Genomic DNA, 20,134 nt, shown 5'->3' with positions numbered 1-20,134 from the left:
TGAAATGTCCTTGTACCAGCCATTCGAATGCGCGCAAGTATCGGCTGGCAACATGACAGTACCAACATTTTTGTGTGCTTTTTTACAACTTTCGTACATTCCCGATACAAAGAGGACTACCAGCAAACGTTGCGTTAGAGCGGTCACGGGGATGCAACAAATGTCGTGCGCCGTGGTTGTGTACCCAAGCTGATACCAACCGGTCATCGCCCCGGGTGGTTTCGGCGGGCGAGCAGCTAAAGCTTCCGCCCGAAACGACGATACGCTGTGAACCCCGCCCTGTTTTGTTCCTCTCCGCCAACAACAACGCCGCTCAAGGATCAGTTCCATGCCCGCACTGCGCACTATTCAGGCTCGCTACACGCTGTTTCTGGTTCTGTTTATCCTGTTGTTGTCAGTGCTGACCGTGGTCGGCATCAGTCAATTGGTGGCGCCTACCCTGCGCGATACCGAAGAGAAGGTCGTGCTCAACCGCATCGCCGAGGTCGCCGTACAGATCCAGGGCGAACTGAACAAGGTACAGGCGCAGCAACGCAGCATTACCCAGACCATCCCGCTGCTCGACAGCGCCGCCATCGACACGGTGTTGCCGGGCCTGGTGGATCAGTACGGCGAGCTGAAAGTCTTCGGCGGCGGCATCTGGCCTTTGCCGGGCCAGCGTGAAGCCGGGCGCAACAAATTCAGTACCTTCTGGCACCGCGACGCCTCGGGCCAGCTGAAGGTCAACACCTTCTGGAACAGCGACGCCGCACCGAACTACTACGACCAGAGCTGGCACAAGGGCGGCATGGCCACCCCGCGCGGCCAATGCGCCTGGGCCGCGGCCTATAAAGACGACGCCAGTGCCGAGCCGCGCACCAACTGCGCCATGGCCATCTACAAGAACGGCAGTGCCTGGGGCGTTTCGACCATCGACGTGACGCTGGGCTTCTTCAACGATCTGGTGGCGCGCAAGGAAAAAGACCTCAACGCCGAGATGCTCATCGTCGAGGCTGACGGCAAGATCATCAGTAACAGCTCGCGCATCAGCGGTCCGATCGTGTTGAAGAACATCAGCGAACTGGCGGCCAGCTCGACTTTCGTCAATCAGATCAAGACCGGCTTGCAGAATCGGGATAAAGCGCAACGTGTCGAGTTCGATAACAACGGTGAAGACGCTACATTTTTCATGCGCCCTATCGAGGGCACACCGTGGTTCCTCGCCACCGCCCTGCCGACCAAAATGCTCACTGCCCAGCGCGACGACGTGCTCCACAGCTTGAGCCTGATCCAGATTCCGCTGGTGATCCTGCTGGTGCTGTTGCAGGTTTACGCGATTCGTAAACTGGTGCAGCGCATGAAGGCACTGAAGGCCAACATCGATTCGCTGTCCAGCGGCGACGCCGACCTGACCCGCCGCATCACCATTCGCGCCGAAGACGAACTGGGCGCCATCGGTCACTCGGTCAACACCTTCATCGCCTATCTGCAGAACATGATCGGCGAAGTCACCCAGGCCACCGGCGCCATGGCTTCCAGCCTCGACAACCTGCAGCGCACCTCGGCACATACCGGCCAGATTCTGCTGCGTCACGCCTCGGAAACCGACCAGACTGTCACCGCGATCACCGAAATGAGTTCGACCGCCGAAAGTGTCGCGCAGAATGCCGCTGAAACCGCTGCGTTCACTCAACGTGCCAACGAGAACGCCGATCGCTCGCGCGTCGTGGTCGGTGAAGCGACCAACAGCGTAGTCGCGCTGATCGACGAAGTGGCCAGCGCTACACACAAAGTTGAAAACATGCAGCAGGACGCCCAGCGCATCACCGAAATCCTCGGCGTGATCGGCGCGATTGCCGGGCAGACCAACCTGCTCGCCCTCAACGCGGCCATTGAAGCGGCGCGTGCCGGTGAACAGGGTCGTGGCTTTGCGGTGGTAGCGGATGAAGTCCGTGCCCTCGCCGCCCGAACCCAGGCCAGCACCTCGGAAATCAACGAAATGCTGACCCGCCTGACCCAAGGCGTGAGCTCTTCGGTCAGCGCCATGGAAAACACCCAGGCCAGCTGTCAGTCCGCCGCTGACGCCACGGCTCGAGTCAACTCCGGGCTGGACGAAATGGCCGGTTCGGTCAGCCACATCAACAGCCTCAGCACCCAGATCGCCACCGCCGCCGAACAGCAAAGCGCAGTGACCGAAGAGATCAATCGCAGCATGGTGCAGATCCGCCACATGGTCGATGAACTGGTGCAGAGCGGCCAGGCCAGCGAGCTGAATACCCGGCAATTGCTGGAAGCCAACAGCCGCGTGAGTGCGATCATGGGACGGTTCAAGGTTATTTAAGCCAACCGCATACCTGTAGGAGTGAGCCTGCTCGCGATGGCGGTTTATCGGTCAAGAATTTTGTCGACTGGAATACCGCTATCGCGAGCAGGCTCGCTCCTACACTGGTTAGCGTGTCTTGTAGCAACTGGAAACACTCAGTTGATGCCGGGGCGAAAAAACCGGTCAAAATGGGTTCTTTTTGACCGCCACCCGAGTCGAGAGCCCTTTCCATGCGAAGCCAACTGCGTCTGCTCGCCCTGAGCACCCTGTTCATCTCCTCCCTGGCGCAAGCCGCCGAACTGATCCCGATCGAAGTGCACCGCGATGCCAATTGCGGCTGCTGCAAAAAGTGGATCAGCCATCTCGAAGCCAATGGCTTCAAAGTCCAGGATCACGTCGAAAGCGACATGAGCCGCTTCAAACAGCAGCACGGCGTACCACCGCGTCTGGCGTCCTGTCACACGGCAATCATCAACGGCAAATTCGTCGAAGGTCATGTACCGGCCGATCAGGTGCTCGCGTTGAGCAAGCGCGACGATCTGCTCGGGGTTGCCGCGCCGGGCATGCCAATGGGCTCGCCGGGGATGGAAATGGATGGCATGAGTGACGCGTACCAGGTCATCGGCCTGAAAAAGGACGGCGCTGATGTGGTGGTGGCGGACTACCCGGCCCGTTGATGGGGGCGGCTTACTTCGGCCTGTTCTTTGCGGCGTTTGGGGCGGCGACATTGCTGCCATTGCAGTCCGAGGCATTGCTGGTCGGGCTGATCGTCAGCGAGCGCTATTGGCTGTGGGGCCTGCTCGGGGTGGCGACGCTGGGCAATGTGCTCGGCTCGCTGGTCAACTGGTGGCTGGGTCGTGGCATCGAGCGCTTTCAGGGTCGGCGCTGGTTTCCGGTCAGCCCTCGACACATGGCCAAGGCGCGCAAACATTACGAGCGCTACGGGCACTGGTCGCTGCTGCTCAGCTGGCTGCCGGTGATCGGCGATCCGCTGACCTTGATTGCCGGCGTCATGCGCGAACCACTCGGACGTTTTCTGTTGATCGTCACGCTGGCTAAAGGCGCGCGCTATGGCGTGCTGGCTTTGCTCACGCTGGGCTGGCTCGGTTGAACCAACCCTGCGTGTGATTGCCTTTGTTTAACGTCGGCGTAATCCCGGCCTTTCACAGTCGGCCAATTTTCAAGGAGTTTGTGCTTATGTCCGTCACGCTTTCCCGCTGGCTGCCCGGCCTCGTCCTCAGCGCTGCGTTGCCGTTAATGGCGCACGCCGCCACTGAAACCGCCCCCGCCGAAGGGCCGGCCTACGGCCCGGAACTCCAGGGTTTCCAGTATCCCTACACGCTTAAACACTTCGCCTTCGAATCCCAGGGCCAGAAACTGCAAATGGGCTACATGGACATCGCCGCCAATGGCAAGGCCAACGGTCGCACCGTGGTGCTGATGCACGGCAAGAATTTCTGCGCGGCGACCTGGGACAGTTCGATCAAGGCCTTGAGCGATGCCGGTTACCGGGTCATCGCCCCGGACCAGATCGGTTTCTGCACCTCCAGCAAACCTGAGCACTATCAATACAGCTTCCAGCAACTGGCCACCAACACCCAGCAATTGCTCAAAGCGCTGGGCATCCAGAAAGCCACTCTGCTCGGCCACTCCACCGGCGGCATGCTCGCCACCCGTTATGCGCTGCTGTTCCCTGAACAGGTCGATCAACTGGCGATGGTCAACCCGATCGGCCTGGAAGACTGGAAAGCCCTCGGCGTTCCGTATCGCACCGTCGATCAGTGGTACCAGCGCGAGTTGAAGGTCACGGCCAAGGGCATTCGCGACTATGAGCGCACCACTTATTACGATGGCCGCTGGAAGCCCGAATTCGATCGTTGGGTCGACATGCTCGCCGGCCTGAGCAAAGGCCCGGGCAAGACCCAGGTCGCATGGAACTCGGCGCTGATCTACGACATGATCTTCACCCAGCCGGTGTACTACGAGTTCAAGGACCTGAAGATGCCGACCCTGCTGCTGATCGGCACATCCGACACCACCGCAATCGGCAAGGACCTCGCGCCGCCGGAAGTGAAAGCCCGAATCGGCCACTACGAGGTGCTGGGCAAACAAGTCGCCAAGCTGATTCCACAGTCGACGCTGATTGAATTCCCGGGCATGGGTCATGCGCCGCAAATGGAAGAACCGGAAAAATTCCATCAGGCGCTGCTCGGCTGGCTGGGCAAGACTCCTTCCGTTCCTTGATGAGGTAAGGCGATGACGGTGCAGATTGCAGTGATCGATGACTGGCAGGACGTGGCCCGCGATGTGGTCGACTGGTCAGTGCTCGACGGTATCGGTGAAGTAACCTTTGTGCACGATTACCCGGCCGACAACGCCACGCTGGCCGAGCGCTTGGGCAAGTATCAAGTGATCTGCGTGATGCGCGAACGCACGCGATTCGACGCCGATCTGCTTGGACGCTTGCCTGAATTGAAGTTGCTGGTCACCGGCGGCATGCGCAATGCCGCGCTGGACATGCCTGCCGCAGCAGCGTTGGGCATCAAGGTCTGCGGCACCGACAGCTACAAACACGCCGCGCCGGAGCTGACCTGGGCGCTGATCATGGCGGCCACCCGTGATCTGGTGAAGGAAGCCAACGCCCTGCGCGCCGGCCAGTGGCAACAGGGGCTGGGCGGTGATCTGCATGGCAAGACCCTAGGCATTCTCGGCTTGGGCAGCATTGGCCAGCGGGTCGCGCAGTTCGGTCAGGTGTTCGGCATGCGGGTGATTGCCTGGAGCGAAAACCTCACCGCCGAACGCGCTGAACAGGCCGGCGTGACTTACGTCAGCAAGCAGCAACTGTTCGAACAGGCCGACGTACTGTCGGTGCATCTGGTGCTCAGCGAGCGCAGTCGCGGTCTGGTCGATACCCAGGCGCTGGACTGGATGAAACCGACTGCACTGCTGGTCAACACCGCGCGCGGGCCGATCGTCGATGAAGCTGCGCTGATCAAGGCATTGCAGAAACGGCGCATCGCCGGGGCGGCGCTGGATGTATTCGATCAAGAGCCTCTACCGGCCCTGCACCCGTTTCGCACGCTGGACAACGTCCTCGCCACGCCGCATGTGGGCTATGTCAGCCGGCAGAACTATGAGCAGTTTTTCCGGCAGATGATCGAGGATATTCAGGGTTGGGCGGCGGGAGAGCCGCTCCGTCTGTTGAACTGATATCAGCTCCAAGCGCACCTGTGACTCGGCCGACGCCATCGCGAGCAAGCTCACTCCTACAATTTGAAATGCGTTCCCCTGTAGGAGTGAGCCTGCTCGCGATATCGTCCTCACTGCCCCAAAGAATCAAACTGACTGCACCAGAACAGTGCAGGAACCCCATCCCCTAGCACAAAATCGTGACTACCCAGTCACCGTTTTAGCCCACTCCAGACGAAAAACATGCCCTTCGTCGGAGCATTCCCTCCGCTAAACCCTCACTTACATCCCGACACAACCGATTGTCGAACAATTTACCCATTTGCCCTTACCCGCTCTAGGATCTGGCCTAGACTGATTTTTCAGTGGTTAAACCACTCGGTCATACCGACGAAAAAAAGTCGAAACTTTTGCTTCACGCCACAGGTCATCAGAACAACTGGGCGAAAGCGACTGGTGTAATCCTTGCAACGGCCTCACCACCCATTCTGCTTGCGCGTGTTGGGTCAGCATTTGCTCACCGATGCGTGGCGCCTTTGCGCCCGGCCACAGGACTTGGCCACGAAACAGCTTGTTCGAGACAAGAATCAGATCACACACGGGAGATACATATGATCAGTGCGGCATTGGATATTCAGGGAGAGCGTGCTCACCAGTCGCTTGGAGAATCGAGCACCGTCAGTGTTCCCGGCAGCCGACAGATCAACGTACCCGGCACCAAAGCGCTTGCTCCGGTAGCAAGCCAGAACCCCAACAAGAAGAAAGTGTTGTTCGTCACGTCCGAAATCGCCGATCTGGTCAAGACCGGCGGTCTCGGTGACGTCTCCGCTGCCCTGCCCCGGGCCATGGCTCATCTGCATGACGTGCGTGTGCTGATTCCCGGTTACCCGCAGGTGGTGCACAGCGAAAACCCGATTCACATCATCGGCGAACTGGGTGGCCACGCCGCGCTGCCACCCTGCAAGATCGGGCGCATGGACATGCCCGATGGCCTGGTGATCTACGTGTTGATCTGCCCTGAACTCTATGAGCGTGAAGGTGGCCCATACGGCGCCAACAACGGCCGCGACTGGCCGGACAACCATATTCGCTTCGCCCGTCTGGGTCTGGCCGCTGCCGACATCGCCGCCAACCTCGCACAAATCCACTGGCGCCCGGATCTGGTGCACGCGCACGACTGGCCTGCTGGCCTCGCGCCCGCTTACATGCACTGGCGCGGGCAGCGCACGCCGACTCTGTTCACCATTCACAACCTTGCCTACCAGGGCGTGACCAGCCTCGGTTCCTGCCCGGAGCTTGGGATTCCCGCCCACGCCCTGCAACAGGAAGGCATGGAGTTCTACGGCAAGATGTCGTTCCTCAAGGCCGGCATGGCCTATTCGAGCCACATCACCACCGTCAGCGCCACGTATGCCCAGGAAATCACCACCCCGGACTTCGGCTGCGGCCTCGACGGTTTCCTCGCTGCCAAGACTCAGCAAGGTCTGCTCAGCGGCATTCCTAATGGCATTGACGAGAGCTGGGACTCGGCGACTGACCCGCACCTGTTCGCCCCTTTTGCCATCGGCGACTGGGAAGGCAAAGCGGTCAATGCCGCCCACGTCCGTGAGCTGTTTGGCCTGCACGATTCCACCGGTCCACTGTTCGCCGTGGTCTCGCGTCTGGTCTATCAGAAAGGCCTTGACCTCACCGAAGCGGTGTCCGAGTTCATCGTGCAGAACGGTGGCCAGATCGCGATCATCGGTCGCGGCGAGCCGGAAGAAGAACAAGCCATGCGCGAATTGGCCCTGCGTTTTCCAGGCCAGATCGGCGTGCGCATCGGCTTCAATGAAACCGATGCCCGGCGCATGTTCGCCGGCAGCGATTTCCTCCTGATGCCATCGCGTTACGAGCCGTGCGGCTTGAGCCAGATGTACGCCCAGCGTTTCGGCTCGTTGCCGGTCGCGCGCAACACCGGCGGTCTGGCCGACACCATTGAAAACGGCGTCACCGGCTTCCTTTTCGATGAATCCACGGTTGATAGCTATAAAGAAGCCCTGAGCCGCGCGTTCAAGGTCTTCGCCTTCCCGGAACTGCTCAATGCCATGCGTTGCCGGGCCATGGCCGCACCGTTCAACTGGAGCAAAGCAGTTGAACCCTACGCCGAACTTTACGAACAACTGGTCGCCAAGGCGTTGGGTAAAGCCAGCCACAAATAACCAGGGAGTTGCAAAAAATGCCGTCAAGGACCCAAGAAACCTGGCCCCACGGCGCGATCATGCTGGATGCCGAGCACACGCAATTTGCGTTGTGGGCGCCTGACGCGTTCTACGTCAGTGTGGAACTGGAAGATGGAAAATCGTTGCCGATGCTGCCACAGGGCGACGGTTGGTTTGTGATCAAGGCCAGCTGCCCGGCGGGCAGCCGCTACCGCTACTGCATCGATGGCGAGCTGGAGGTGCCGGACCCGGCCTCCCGAGCGCAGGATGGTGACCTGGACCGCCACAGTGTGGTGGTCGACCCGCATGCCTATCAATGGCGGCACACGACCTGGAATGGTCGGCCGTGGAGCGAAGCGGTGATCTACGAGTTGCACGTCGGTGCGCTCGGTGGTTTTGCCGAAGTCGAACAGCACCTCGCGCGGCTGGTGGCACTGGGTATTACCGCGATTGAACTGATGCCGCTGGCGCAATTCCCCGGTGATCGCAACTGGGGCTATGACGGGGTGCTGCCCTATGCGCCTCAAGCCTCCTATGGCACGCCCGAACAACTCAAACACCTGATCGACACCGCCCACGGCCATGGCCTGGCGGTGATTCTCGACGTCGTCTACAACCACTTCGGGCCTGACGGCAACTATCTGCATCGCTACGCCAAGAGCTTTTTCCGCGAGGACAAGCACACGCCCTGGGGTGCGGCGATCGACTTCCGCCGCCCGGAAGTGCGTGAGTTCTTTATTGAAAACGCCTTGATGTGGTTGCTCGAGTACCGTTTCGACGGCCTGCGTCTGGACGCGGTGCACGCGATTGAAGACCCGGACTTTCTCAGCGATCTGGCCCGGCGTATTCGCCAGCAGATCGACCCGACCCGCCACGTCTGGCTGACCGTCGAGAACGAACTCAACCAGTCGAGCCTGTTGGAAACCGATTACGACGCGCAATGGAACGATGACGGTCATAACGCCTTGCACGTGCTACTGACCGGCGAAACCGATGCCTATTACGCCGACTATGCCGCGCAACCTACCGAGCAACTGGTTCGCTGCCTGAGTCAGGGCTTCGTGTTCCAGGGCCACATCACCCGTCATGGCGAACCGCGCGGCGAGCCGAGCGAACATCTGCCCTCCACCGCGTTCGTGCTGTTTTTGCAGAACCATGACCAGATCGGCAATCGCGCTTTTGGCGAGCGTCTGCATCAGCTCGCCGACCCGCGTGCGGTGCAAGCGGCCACCGTGTTGTTGCTGCTGTCGCCAATGATTCCGCTGATCTTCATGGGCGACGAATTCGCCGCCGAGCAACCGTTTCTGTTTTTCACCAGCCACCACGGTGAACTGGCGGAACTGGTGCGTGAAGGTCGGCGCAACGAATTCGCCGCGTTCAGCGCGTTTACCGATCCGCACAAGCGCGAGCAGATCCCCGATCCGAATGCCGAGAACACCTTCCACGCCTCGCAGCCGCGACTGGTCGGCAGCGGCACACCGTTACAACAGCATCCCCAGGAGCTCTACCGGCAACTGCTGAAGTTGCGTCACCAGTACATCATTCCAAATCTCTCCGGGACCCAGGCGCTGGGTGCGCAAATGCTCGGCTACGGCGCAGTAAGCGCACGCTGGCGGCTGGGCGATGGCAGTGAGCTGCGAATTGACCTGAACCTCAGTGATACGCCAGTGGTCAACCCTGCACAGACCGATACCGAGTGGCTGTTTCAACAGCCAGCCGCCATCGAACTGTCGGACCCGAACCAACTGCCGGCGTACACCGCGCTCGTCAGCCTCACGGCCGCACCCCCTTTGCACCCCCTGAACGGAGAGCGCCTATGAGCGATGCGCAACTGGAAATACTCGCCAGCCGAGCCGGCCTCGCCGTCGACTGGATCGACGCCAACGGGCGTCAACAGAAAGTCGCTCCTGCTGTGCTGCGCAACGTCCTGATCGGACTCGGCCACCCGGCCAGCACCGCGCAAGAAATCGATGCCAGCCTGCTGGAACTGCAAGAGGTCCAGCAGGACCGCCATTTGCCGCCCCTGTTGACTTGCGACGTGGGCGTTGCCTTGAATCTGAGTCGCTATTTCTCACCGGAGACGCCCTGCGAGATTCATCTTGAAGATGGCTCGCAGATGAACCTCAAGCTGGACAACGAAGCGATGCTGCCCGGTCTGATTCCGGTCGGTTACCAGCAAGTGCACATCGGCGATCAGTATTTCACCCTGGCCGTGGCGCCCGAGCGTTGCTTCAGCGTCGGCGATGCCGTCGATAGTCCTATCCCCCGCGCCTGGGGTCTGAGCGCGCAGTTGTATGCCTTGCGTCGTCCCGGCGATGGTGGTTTCGGCGACACGCAGGCACTGGAAGAACTGGTGCGTGTGGCCGGCGAACGTGGTGCCGATGCCCTGGCGATCAGCCCGATGCACGCGATGTTCAGCGCCGACACTGGCCGTTACAGCCCCTACTCGCCCTCCAGTCGCCTGTTTCTCAATTCACTGTACGCCGCGCCGGGGAGCATTCTCGGCGAACGCGCCTTGCGTGACGCGATCGACGCCAGCGGCCTGGCCACGCAGTTCGAGCAGCTGGAAAATCTCAAGCTGATCGACTGGCCCGCTGCCGCCGAAGCCAAGCAGAAACTGCTGCAAGCCTTGTATGACGGTTTCGTCGCTGGCGAGCATCCGCTGCACGCCGACTTCGCCAGTTTTCGCCACGCCGGCGGCGAAGCGCTGGAAAACCATTGCCGCTTCGAAGCGATTCAGGAAATGCGCGCCGCCCGTGGCGAAAGTCTCGACTGGCGCGAATGGCCCGAGCACTGGCACGACCCGCGCGGCTCTGCGCTGGCAGCTTTCGCCGAGGAATACGCCGAGCGCATCGGCTATTTCGCGTTCTGCCAATGGCTGATCCATCGTTGTCTGGAACGCGCGCAAACCGCCGCGCGCAGTGCCGGCATGGGCATCGGCCTGATCGCCGACCTCGCTGTCGGTGCTGACGGCGCTGGCAGTCAGGCCTGGAGTTTTCAGGACGAACTGCTCGCCTCGCTGACCGTGGGGGCGCCGCCGGACATCCTCAATCGCAGCGGCCAGGGTTGGGGCATTTCCGCGTTTTCGCCCGAAGGCCTGATCCGTAACGGTTTCCGCGCCTTCATCGACATGTTGCGCGCCAACTTCGCCCACGCCGGAGGTCTGCGCATCGACCATGTCATGGGGCTGCAGCGTCTGTGGGTGATCCCCAACGGCGCTCATCCGGCCGACGGTGCCTATCTGTATTACCCGTTCGACGACATGCTGCGCCTGCTGACCCTCGAGTCGCATCGTCATCAGGCCATCGTGCTCGGCGAAGACCTTGGCACCGTGCCGGAAGGCCTGCGGGAAAAACTCGCCGCACGTTCGATTCTCGGCATGCGCGTGCTGTTGTTCGAACAGGACAACACTCGCTTCAAACCGATCCTCGACTGGCCGGATGACGCGCTGGCCACCACCAGCACCCACGACCTGCCGACGCTCAACGGCTGGTGGCATGGTCGCGATATCGACTGGAATGCGCGCCTCGGACTGGTCGATGCCAACGGCGAAATCGACTGGCGCCGGCACCGCGAGCGCGAACGCGAAGGCCTGCGCGATGCGCTGCGCCAGGACCCACAGAATTTTCGCGAAGAATCCCACGAAGCCGATCAAGTGGTCGATGCCAGCGTGCGTTTCCTCGGCCACACCCGCGCGCCGCTGGTGCTGTTGCCGCTGGAAGATGCCCTGGGGATCGATGAACAGGCGAATCTGCCCGGCACTACCGATTCACACCCGAACTGGTCGCGACGCTTGCCCGGTCCCAGCGAAGCGTTGCTGGACGGCCCCGATGCCGCCCGCCGCCTGGAACTGCTGGCTTGCGCGCGCCTTCAAGCCACTGAGCGTGACCAATGAATCAACAGCAAATCCAGCCACTGCGCGCCACCTTGCGCCTGCAATTTCACAAAGGATTTACCCTCGAACAAGCGGTGCCACTGGTGCCGTACTTCGCCCGACTCGGCATCAGCCATATCTACGCTTCGCCGCTGCTGGCGGCGCGAGCCGGTTCGATGCACGGCTACGACGTGGTCGACCCGACCCAGGTCAACCCTGAGCTGGGCGGCGAGCCGGCATTGCGCCGACTGGTCAGCACCCTGCGCGAGCACAACATGGGGCTGATCCTCGACATCGTTTCCAACCACATGGCCGTGGGTGGCAACGACAATCCGTGGTGGCTCGACTTGCTGGAATGGGGACGCCTGAGCCCGTACGGCGAATTCTTCGACATCCAGTGGCACTCGCCGGATCCGTTGATGGAAGGCCAGTTGCTATTGCCCTTCCTCGGTAGCGACTACGGCGTGGCGTTACAGGACGGCACGCTCAAGCTCAAATTCAACCCGCAGGCCGGCAGTTTCTACGTCGAGCATTACGACCATCACTTCCCGATCTGCCCGAACAATTATGGCGAGTTGCTCAAATCCGACGACACGCTCAAGTCCCTGGCCGATCGCTTCAGTACGCTCAGTTACCAGACCGATGCCCACTCACTGGCGATCCCGCTGAAGCAGGAGCTGCGCGAGCTGGCCAGCGATCCGCGTGTTCTGGCCACCATCGAAAGCAACCTCGCTCAGTACGATTCCACCCGCGAAGAAGGCTTCCAGAAGCTTCACGAACTGCTTGAACGGCAAAGCTATCGCCTCGCCAGTTGGCGCACGGCGGCAGACGACATCAACTGGCGGCGTTTCTTCGACATCAATGAACTTGGCGGCCTGCGCGTCGAGCGTCCGGCGGTGTTCGAAGCGACCCACGGCAAAATCTTCCAATTGGTTGAAGAAGGTCTGGTCGACGGCTTGCGCATCGACCACATCGACGGCCTCGCCGACCCGCGCGGCTATTGCCGCAAATTGCGTCGGCGCCTTGATCATCTGGCACCGGGACGTCATCTGCCCATCTATGTCGAGAAGATCCTCGGCGAGGGCGAAACCCTGCGCCGGGACTGGAGCGTTGACGGCACCACCGGTTACGAGTTCATGAATCAGCTGTCGCTGCTGCAACACGACCCGGACGGTGAACATGTACTCGGCGAACTCTGGCAGCGCCGCACCGAGCGCCCCGCCGCGTTCATCGAAGAAGCGCAACTGGCCCGTCAGCAGATCCTCAACGGTTCGCTGGCCAGTGACTTCGAAAGCGTCGCCCAGGCGCTGCACCAGGTCGCCCGTGATGACTTGATGACTCGCGATCTGACCTTGGGCGCGATCCGCCGCGTGCTGCACGCACTGATCGTGCACTTCCCGGTTTACCGCACCTACATCAGCGCCCTCGGCCGCTCGGAACAGGACGAAGCGATTTTCCAGCACGCCATGGACGGTGCGCGGCAGACCCTCAGCGAGGCCGACTGGCCGGTGCTCGATTCGGTCGCCAGTTGGCTTGGCGGCACGCCGTGGCGGCGTAAGCCGCGCGGACGGTCGCGCAAGATCCTCAAGCATGCCTGCGTGCGCTTCCAGCAGTTGACCTCGCCGGCAGCGGCCAAGGCCGTGGAAGACACCGCGCTGTATCGCTCGGCGGTGCTGCTGTCGCGCAATGACGTCGGCTACAACACCGAGCAATTCAGCGCGCCGGTCAGCGAGTTCCATGAAGTGAATCAGCAGCGCATGGCGGAGTTTCCCGACAACCTGCTGGCCACCGCCACTCACGACCACAAGCGCGGCGAAGACACGCGCGCGCGGCTCGCCGTGCTCAGCGAACGCAGCCATTGGTACGCCGATCAGGTCGAACTGTGGCGCGCCCTCGCCCGTCCGGTACGTATTGAAGATGACGCGCCGTCCGCGGGCGACGAACTGATCCTCTATCAGGCATTGCTCGGCAGTTGGCCGCTGGATCTGCAGGACGATGACAAGGCAGGTTTCGCCGAGTACGCGAAGCGTATCTGGCAATGGCAACAGAAAGCACTGCGCGAAGCCAAGTTGCAAAGCAGCTGGAGCGCGCCGAACGAAGCCTATGAAAACGCCGCGCAAGCCTTCACGGAAAAACTGCTGACCGGCGACGAAGGCGAGTTGCTGCGCGCGGCGCTGAGCAAGACGGTCAACAGCATCGCCGCTGCCGGCGCGCTCAACGGGCTGGCGCAAACCTTGCTGCGCATGACCGTGCCGGGGGTACCGGATCTGTATCAGGGCAACGAGTACTGGGATTTCAGTCTGGTCGATCCGGACAACCGTCGGCCGGTGGATTACGCCGCCCGTGAGCAGTCTTTGCAGGCATCAGTGCCGAATGCGCAACTGCTGAAAGAGTGGCGCGACGGGCGCGTCAAGCAAGCCCTGATCGGCGAAGTACTGAACCTGCGCAGGGACCACAGCGAGCTGTTCCGCCGTGGCGACTACCAGCCACTGCAAGTGCTGGGCAGTCAGGCGCACAACGTGCTGGCGTTCGCGCGTGAGCACGAGGGCGTGCGGGCCATCGTAGTAGTGCCGGTGCGCTGCGCGACGTTGCTGGAAAACAGTGCCATCCCGCAGGTCGATGCGCTGCGCTGGGGCGATACGCGGGTGGTTTTACCGTCTGCCGCTCCGGATGCAAACCTGAAGGGACTTTTTGCCAGCAGCGTAGTCACACAAAACAGGGAGCTGAATGTCAGCGAAGCGCTGGGGGATGTCCCGGTCAATCTCTTTATCCAACACTTAACACAAGCATGAGTTCAGTTCAGGAGCATTGCGATGAGCACCGACGATAAACGCATTCGCGAATTCGCCTATCAGATCTGGGAGTCGGAAGGTAAGCCTGAAGGCCAGGAAGAACGTCATTGGGAGATGGCGCGCAAACTGGCCGAGGCCGAGGCGCTTGCACCGAAGAAGCCACCGAAAGCGGCTGGCAGCAAGGTTGCCGGCAAGACCCCAGCGGCGAAGAACACCGAGGCCAAAGCGCTCGACGGCAAAACGCCGGCTGCTGCCAAAGCAAAACCAGCGGCGAAAGCCAAGCCTGCGGCCACGCCCAAGGTAGTCCCGCCGGGCGAAAAGTCTGCCGAGAAAAAGCCGCGAGTTGCGAAGAAGCCTCCGGCGAACTGACCTAGACCCGATTATTGAACTGAACAACTGTGTGGCGAGCTTGCTCGCCATAAGGGGTCTTTGCGCCCTGAAGAAAACCCCTCCGGGGGAAACCAACACATAACCCTGTAGGAGTGAGCCTGCTCGCGATTGCGGTATGTCTGTCGACATCCATGTTGAATCCGAAATAGCAATCGCGAGCAGGCTCACTCCTACAGGGGAACGTAGCCCACCAGAATTCCCGTTTTTTTGCAGGAGCAATCATGACCCGTCCAAAGAAAGCCGAACCCGTTGCGCACGCCGAGCCGTCGAGAATCCGTGAAGGCCTGCCCTTCCCGCTCGGTGCGACCTGGGATGGTCTGGGGGTGAACTTTGCTCTGTTTTCCGCCAACGCCACCAAGGTCGAGCTGTGCATTTTCGACGACGCCGGCGAAGTCGAACTCGAGCGCATCGAGCTGCCGGAATACACCGATGAGATCTACCACGGCTACCTGCCGGACGCGCATCCGGGGCTGATCTATGGCTACCGCGTCTACGGGCCGTATGACCCGGCCAACGGCCATCGCTTCAACCACAACAAGCTGCTGATCGACCCGTATGCCAAGCAGTTGGTGGGTGAGCTGAAATGGTCCGAAGCGCTGTTCGGCTACACCATCGGCCACCCCGACGCCGACCTTAGTTTCGACGAACGCGACAGCGCGCCATTCGTGCCCAAGTGCAAGGTCATCGACCCGGCGCACACCTGGGGCAACGACCACCGGGTCAGCGTGCCGTGGGACAAGACCATCATTTATGAAACCCACGTGCGCGGCATCAGCATGCGTCACCCGTCGGTACCGGAAAACCTGCGCGGCACTTTCGGCGGCCTGATGGTCGACGACGTGCTTGAGCACATCCGCAAACTTGGCGTGTCCTCCGTCGAGCTGCTGCCGATCCATGCCTTCGTCAACGATCAGCACCTTCTGCAAAAAGGCATGACGAACTATTGGGGCTACAACAGCATCGCGTTCTTCGCTCCGGACCCACGCTATCTGGCCAGTGGCAAGATCGCCGAATTCAAGGAGATGGTCGCGCATCTGCACGATGCCAACCTCGAGGTCATTCTCGACGTGGTGTACAACCACACGGCCGAAGGCAACGAGCAAGGCCCGACCCTGTCGATGCGCGGTATCGACAACGCCTCGTACTACCGGTTGATGCCGGATGACAAGCGCTACTACATCAACGACTCCGGCACCGGTAACACCCTGGACTTGAGTCACCCGTGCGTACTGCAAATGGTCACCGACTCCCTGCGCTATTGGGCCAGTGAGATGCACGTCGACGGTTTCCGCTTCGACCTGGCGACCATTCTTGGCCGTTACCACGATGGCTTCGACGAACGCCACAGCTTCCTAGTTGCCTGCCGTCAGGACCCGGTGCTGCGCCAGGTGAAGATGATCGCGGAGCCGTGGGACTGCGGCCCCGGCGGCTATCAGGTGGGCAACTTCCCACCGGGCTGGGTCGAATGGAACGACAAGTTCCGTGACACCGTGCGCGCCTTCTGGAAGGGTGACGACGCTCAGCTCGCTGATTTCGCCGGCCGCATGACTGCCTCCGGCGAGATGTTCAACCAGCGCGGGCGCCGGCCGTATTCGTCGGTGAACTTCATCACTGCCCACGACGGTTTCACCCTCAACGATCTGGTCTCGTACAACGACAAGCACAACGAAGCCAACGACGAGAACAATCAGGACGGCAGCAACAACAATCTGTCGTGGAACCACGGCGTCGAAGGCCCGACCGACGACCCGGAAATCAATGCGCTGCGCCACCGGCAGATGCGCAACTTCTTCGCCACCCTGCTGCTCGCTCAGGGCACGCCGATGATCGTTGCCGGTGACGAGTTCGCGCGTACCCAGGACGGCAACAACAACGCCTATTGCCAGGACAGCGAAATCGGCTGGGTCAACTGGGATCTGAGCGAGGACGGCAAGGCCCTGCTCAAGTTCGTCAAGCGCCTGATCAAGCTGCGCCTGACTTATCCGATCCTGCGTCGCGGCCGCTTCCTGGTCGGCGAATACAACGAAGACATCGGCGTCAAGGACGTCACCTGGCTGGCACCGGACGCCACCGAGATGACCACCGAGCATTGGCACGACGCGCACAACCGTTGCCTCGGCATGCTCCTCGATGGCCGCGCGCAGGAAACCGGGATTCGTCGCAAGGGCGCTGATGCGACCCTGTTGCTGGTGGTCAACGCGCATCACGACATCGTCAACTTCACACTGCCGGAAGTGCCGGACGGCGGCTTCTGGACCTGCATGATCGACACCAATCAACCGTCGATTCGCGGCCAGGAACGCTTCGACTTCGGCCATGAATATTCGGTGACCGGGCGTTCGTTGCTGTTGTTCGAACTGCAACGTGACGAAGAAGATTGATATGGACTTTCAACATTATCTGGCCCGCCGTCCGCCAGATTACGCCGACACCAATGCCCTCGGCCGTTGCCTGAGGGCAATGGTCGAGGCCGGCCTCGACCGCTTGCCGTTACCCGGCAGCGGTCACACGCTGGAGCGTTTTCAGCGTCTGTCGGAAGTGGGCGGACACGATCTGGGGCTGTGCAAACTTTACGAGGGTCACACCGACGCGCTGGCGATCATCGAGCAATTGGGCGGAACGCCAACGCCCGGCAGCACGTGGGGAATGTGGGCTGCCGAACCGCCGCAAGCGCGGGTGAGAGTCACGCCGGCCGGGCATATGGTCGCGCTGAATGGGCGCAAGGCCTGGTGTTCTGGTGCGGCGGTGCTTAGTCACGCCTTGCTCACTGCGTGGGACGCTGATGATCAACAGCAACTGGTTGCAGTCGCGCTCGATCAACCGGGCGTGACAATTACCGATCAAGGCTGGCAAGCCGTGGGCATGGCAGCCACCGGCAGCGTCGAAGTGCTGTTCGACAACGCCGAAGCGCAGGCCATCGGCAATCCCGGTGATTACCTGCAACGGCCGGGTTTCTGGCAAGGCGGCATCGGCATCGCCGCGTGCTGGTATGGCGCTTCGCGACGGATTGCCGAAGCGCTGCGTCAGCATTGCGCCCAACGCGACGAACCCCATGCCCTCGCCCACCTCGGCGCCACTGACACAGCACTGCAAGCGGCTGCCGATGTGTTGCGCTTCAGCGCGCTGCAAATCGATGCGCAACCCGAGGCCGACGCTGAATTGCTTGCTCGTCGCGCCCGCGCGGTGGTCGAACAGTCTGCCGAACAGGTCATGCGCGAAGTCGGTCGGGCGCTGGGGGCCGGGCCGTTTTGTCAGGATCGGCATTTTGCGCGATTGAGTGCGGACTTGCCGGTGTTCTTGCGCCAGAGTCACGCCGAACGCGACCTTGCTGCGCTGGGCCAGCAGATTGCCGGTCAATCCCGCGAGGTCTGGGCGTTATGAAGGACAACCCGATCGTCGGCCAGGGCACTTCGCTGCAGCAATGGCAGGGTTCGCGGCGCCTGGCCGAGTTGCCCGCCATCGACATCCTTGACCTCGTACCGCTGGGATCGCGGGCGGTGATCGTCGCACCGCATCCGGATGACGAAGTGCTCGGTTGCGGCGGCATCATGCAGTTGCTGGCGGCAGCCGGACGTCCTTTGCAGTTGATCTCGGTCACCGATGGCAGCGCCAGTCACCCCGGCTCGCAACGCTGGCCGGTCGAGCGTTTGAGCGTGGTGCGTCCGCAGGAATCGGCCGAAGCCCTGCGTCGCCTCGGTTTGCCGATGCACAGTCTGAAATGGCTGCGCGGCGGTTTTACCGACACCCAAGTGGCGGCTCAGGAAACCGGATTGAGCGACTTCATCGCCAGTTATCTGCATGCCAGTGACGTGGTCTTCACCACCTGGCGCGAGGATGGCCACAGCGATCACGAGGCCGTAGGTCGCGCCAGTGTCGAAGCGGCGCGCCGCGTCGGGGCTGCCTGTCATGAACTGCCGGTCTGGACGTGGCACTGGGCGACCCCGGAGGACGCCTCGGTGCCTTGGGATCGGGCGCGCAAGATTCTGCTGTCACCGACGCACATCGCCCGCAAACGCCACGCGGCGCATGCGTTCGCCAGCCAGTTGGAAGGTGATCGCGACGTCGGGCTCGGGCCAGTGCTCGCGCCTTATGTGCTCGATCGTTTGTTGCAACCTTTTGAAGTGGTGTTCCTGTGAGCGTCGATGACCGCTATTTCGATGGACTGTTCGCCGGCAATGACGACCCTTGGGCATTCCGTCAGCGCTGGTACGAGCAGCGCAAACGCGCGATCACCCTCGCCGCCCTGCCCCGTCCGCGCTACCGGGCGGTGTTCGAACCCGGTTGCGCCAATGGCGAACTGAGTGCGGAACTGGCACCACGTTGCGACCGCCTGCTGTGCTGCGACACTGCAAGCGCGGCAGTGAAGCTCGCGCGTACTCGCTTGAGTGTCTTCGAGCATGCCGAAGTCCGCCTGGGCCGTCTCCCGGGTGACTGGCCGGAGGAAAAATTCGATCTGATTGTATTTAGCGAAATCGGCTACTACCTCGATGAGAACGATCTGACAGAAGTGATCCGCCGCATCAGTGAATCGCTGACGGCCGACGGCCAATTGCTGGCCTGCCACTGGCGCCCGCCGATTGATGGCTGCCCGCTGAATGCGCGTCAGGTACACGATCAGATCCACGATCATTTGGCATTGCCGCGTCTGGTACTGCATCAGGAAGCGGATTTCATTCTCGAACTGTGGAGCCGCGAGCCACGCTCGGTGGCGGCGCTGGAGGGCTTGCGTTGATCGGTATTGTGATTCCCGCGCACAACGAAGAGGCGCTGCTCGATGAATGTCTGCGCGCCGCCCTGCGGGCTGGCGAACATGCGCAACTGGCCGGCGAGCCGGTGGAAATCCTCGTGGTGCTCGACAGTTGCAGCGATGGTTCGGCGCAGATCGTCAGTGCTTATCCGGTGCTGAGCCTGCAGATCGAAGCACGCAACGTTGGCGAAGCCCGCGCCGCCGGTGCGCGCCTGCTACTGGAGCGCGGTGCACGCTGGATCGCCTGCACCGACGCCGACAGCCGCGTCGCCGATGACTGGCTGGCGGCGCAACTGGGGCTGGAGGCTGACGCGGTGTGTGGCACGGTCACCGTCGAGCATTGGCATGAGTCGTTCGATGAAGCGGCGCAGATTCGCTACCACCGCCACTATCAGGCTCGCGATGGCCATCGACATATTCATGGGGCCAACCTCGGCGTCAGTGCCGAGGCCTATCGTCTGGTGGGTGGCTTCAAACCGCTGACCTGTGACGAGGACGTGCAACTGGTGCGCGCGCTGGAGCGCAGCGGTGCCAACATCGCCTGGAGTCACCGCCCACAGGTGCACACCAGCGCCCGTCTCGACAGTCGGGCGAAGGGCGGATTCGGTGACTTTCTGCGCAATCTGGCACAGCTGGAATAAA

At 61.6% G+C, this 20,134-nt stretch carries 14 protein-coding genes and 2 pseudogenes; all 16 read left to right on the top strand.

The genetic code is table 11. The features are described 5' to 3' along the window. Window positions 1-328: 328 nt before the first annotated feature. Window positions 329-1,459 (top strand): annotated as a pseudogene (locus tag AEQ63_RS29255) (HAMP domain-containing protein); the annotation flags it as partial. A gap of 333 nt (window positions 1,460-1,792) precedes the next feature. Continuing rightward, window positions 1,793-2,320, top strand: a pseudogene (locus tag AEQ63_RS29250) (methyl-accepting chemotaxis protein); the annotation flags it as partial. 212 nt (window positions 2,321-2,532) lie between these two features. Further along, window positions 2,533-2,979: a DUF411 domain-containing protein gene (locus tag AEQ63_RS06255; RefSeq protein WP_042609878.1), complete on the top strand. Its 447-nt coding sequence runs from the start codon at window positions 2,533-2,535 to the stop codon at window positions 2,977-2,979. Next, complete coding sequence (locus AEQ63_RS06250) at window positions 2,979-3,413, top strand: YqaA family protein (RefSeq protein ID WP_064362205.1); 435 nt, start codon at window positions 2,979-2,981, stop codon at window positions 3,411-3,413. Before AEQ63_RS06255 ends, AEQ63_RS06250 begins: the two co-directional genes overlap by 1 nt. An 86-nt stretch (window positions 3,414-3,499) precedes the next feature. Next, complete coding sequence (locus AEQ63_RS06245) at window positions 3,500-4,546, top strand: alpha/beta fold hydrolase (RefSeq protein ID WP_064362203.1); 1,047 nt, start codon at window positions 3,500-3,502, stop codon at window positions 4,544-4,546. A gap of 12 nt (window positions 4,547-4,558) precedes the next feature. Continuing rightward, complete coding sequence (locus AEQ63_RS06240; protein ID WP_064362201.1) at window positions 4,559-5,512, top strand: D-2-hydroxyacid dehydrogenase family protein; 954 nt, start codon at window positions 4,559-4,561, stop codon at window positions 5,510-5,512. Window positions 5,513-6,102: 590 nt separating this feature from the next. Next, window positions 6,103-7,689, top strand: a complete 1,587-nt coding sequence (gene glgA, locus AEQ63_RS06235) for a glycogen synthase GlgA (protein WP_042609874.1) — start codon at window positions 6,103-6,105, stop codon at window positions 7,687-7,689. Window positions 7,690-7,706: 17 nt separating this feature from the next. Continuing rightward, window positions 7,707-9,509 (top strand): malto-oligosyltrehalose trehalohydrolase, encoded by a 1,803-nt coding sequence (gene treZ, locus AEQ63_RS06230; RefSeq protein ID WP_064362199.1) that lies wholly within the window; start codon window positions 7,707-7,709, stop codon window positions 9,507-9,509. Then, a complete protein-coding gene (gene malQ, locus AEQ63_RS06225) occupies window positions 9,506-11,584 on the top strand; it encodes a 4-alpha-glucanotransferase (RefSeq protein WP_064362197.1) in 2,079 nt (692 codons plus the stop codon). The genes treZ and malQ overlap by 4 nt, the downstream gene beginning before the upstream one ends. Further along, window positions 11,581-14,355 (top strand): malto-oligosyltrehalose synthase, encoded by a 2,775-nt coding sequence (locus AEQ63_RS06220; protein ID WP_064362195.1) that lies wholly within the window; start codon window positions 11,581-11,583, stop codon window positions 14,353-14,355. Before malQ ends, AEQ63_RS06220 begins: the two co-directional genes overlap by 4 nt. Before the next feature lie 21 nt (window positions 14,356-14,376). Continuing rightward, window positions 14,377-14,724 (top strand): DUF2934 domain-containing protein, encoded by a 348-nt coding sequence (locus AEQ63_RS06215; protein WP_064362193.1) that lies wholly within the window; start codon window positions 14,377-14,379, stop codon window positions 14,722-14,724. 242 nt (window positions 14,725-14,966) lie between these two features. Beyond that, window positions 14,967-17,126 carry a glycogen debranching protein GlgX gene (gene glgX, locus AEQ63_RS06210; protein WP_064362192.1) on the top strand — a complete coding sequence of 720 codons (2,160 nt, stop codon included), beginning with the start codon at window positions 14,967-14,969 and terminating at the stop codon, window positions 17,124-17,126. Between the two features lies 1 nt (window position 17,127). Beyond that, window positions 17,128-18,126, top strand: coding sequence for an acyl-CoA dehydrogenase (locus tag AEQ63_RS06205; RefSeq protein ID WP_064362190.1), 999 nt, complete (start codon window positions 17,128-17,130; stop codon window positions 18,124-18,126). Further along, window positions 18,123-18,881 (top strand): PIG-L deacetylase family protein, encoded by a 759-nt coding sequence (locus AEQ63_RS06200; RefSeq protein WP_042609867.1) that lies wholly within the window; start codon window positions 18,123-18,125, stop codon window positions 18,879-18,881. The genes AEQ63_RS06205 and AEQ63_RS06200 overlap by 4 nt, the downstream gene beginning before the upstream one ends. Then, window positions 18,878-19,477: an SAM-dependent methyltransferase gene (locus AEQ63_RS06195; RefSeq protein ID WP_064362188.1), complete on the top strand. Its 600-nt coding sequence runs from the start codon at window positions 18,878-18,880 to the stop codon at window positions 19,475-19,477. The genes AEQ63_RS06200 and AEQ63_RS06195 overlap by 4 nt, the downstream gene beginning before the upstream one ends. Next, a complete protein-coding gene (locus AEQ63_RS06190; RefSeq protein WP_042609865.1) occupies window positions 19,474-20,133 on the top strand; it encodes a glycosyltransferase in 660 nt (219 codons plus the stop codon). The genes AEQ63_RS06195 and AEQ63_RS06190 overlap by 4 nt, the downstream gene beginning before the upstream one ends. Window position 20,134 lies beyond the last annotated feature (1 nt).

Origin of the sequence: Pseudomonas sp. RIT-PI-o (assembly GCF_001297215.1) — a bacterium.
Taxonomy (GTDB): domain Bacteria; phylum Pseudomonadota; class Gammaproteobacteria; order Pseudomonadales; family Pseudomonadaceae; genus Aquipseudomonas; species Aquipseudomonas moraviensis_A.
This window is presented reverse-complemented; position numbering and strand designations above follow the sequence as displayed.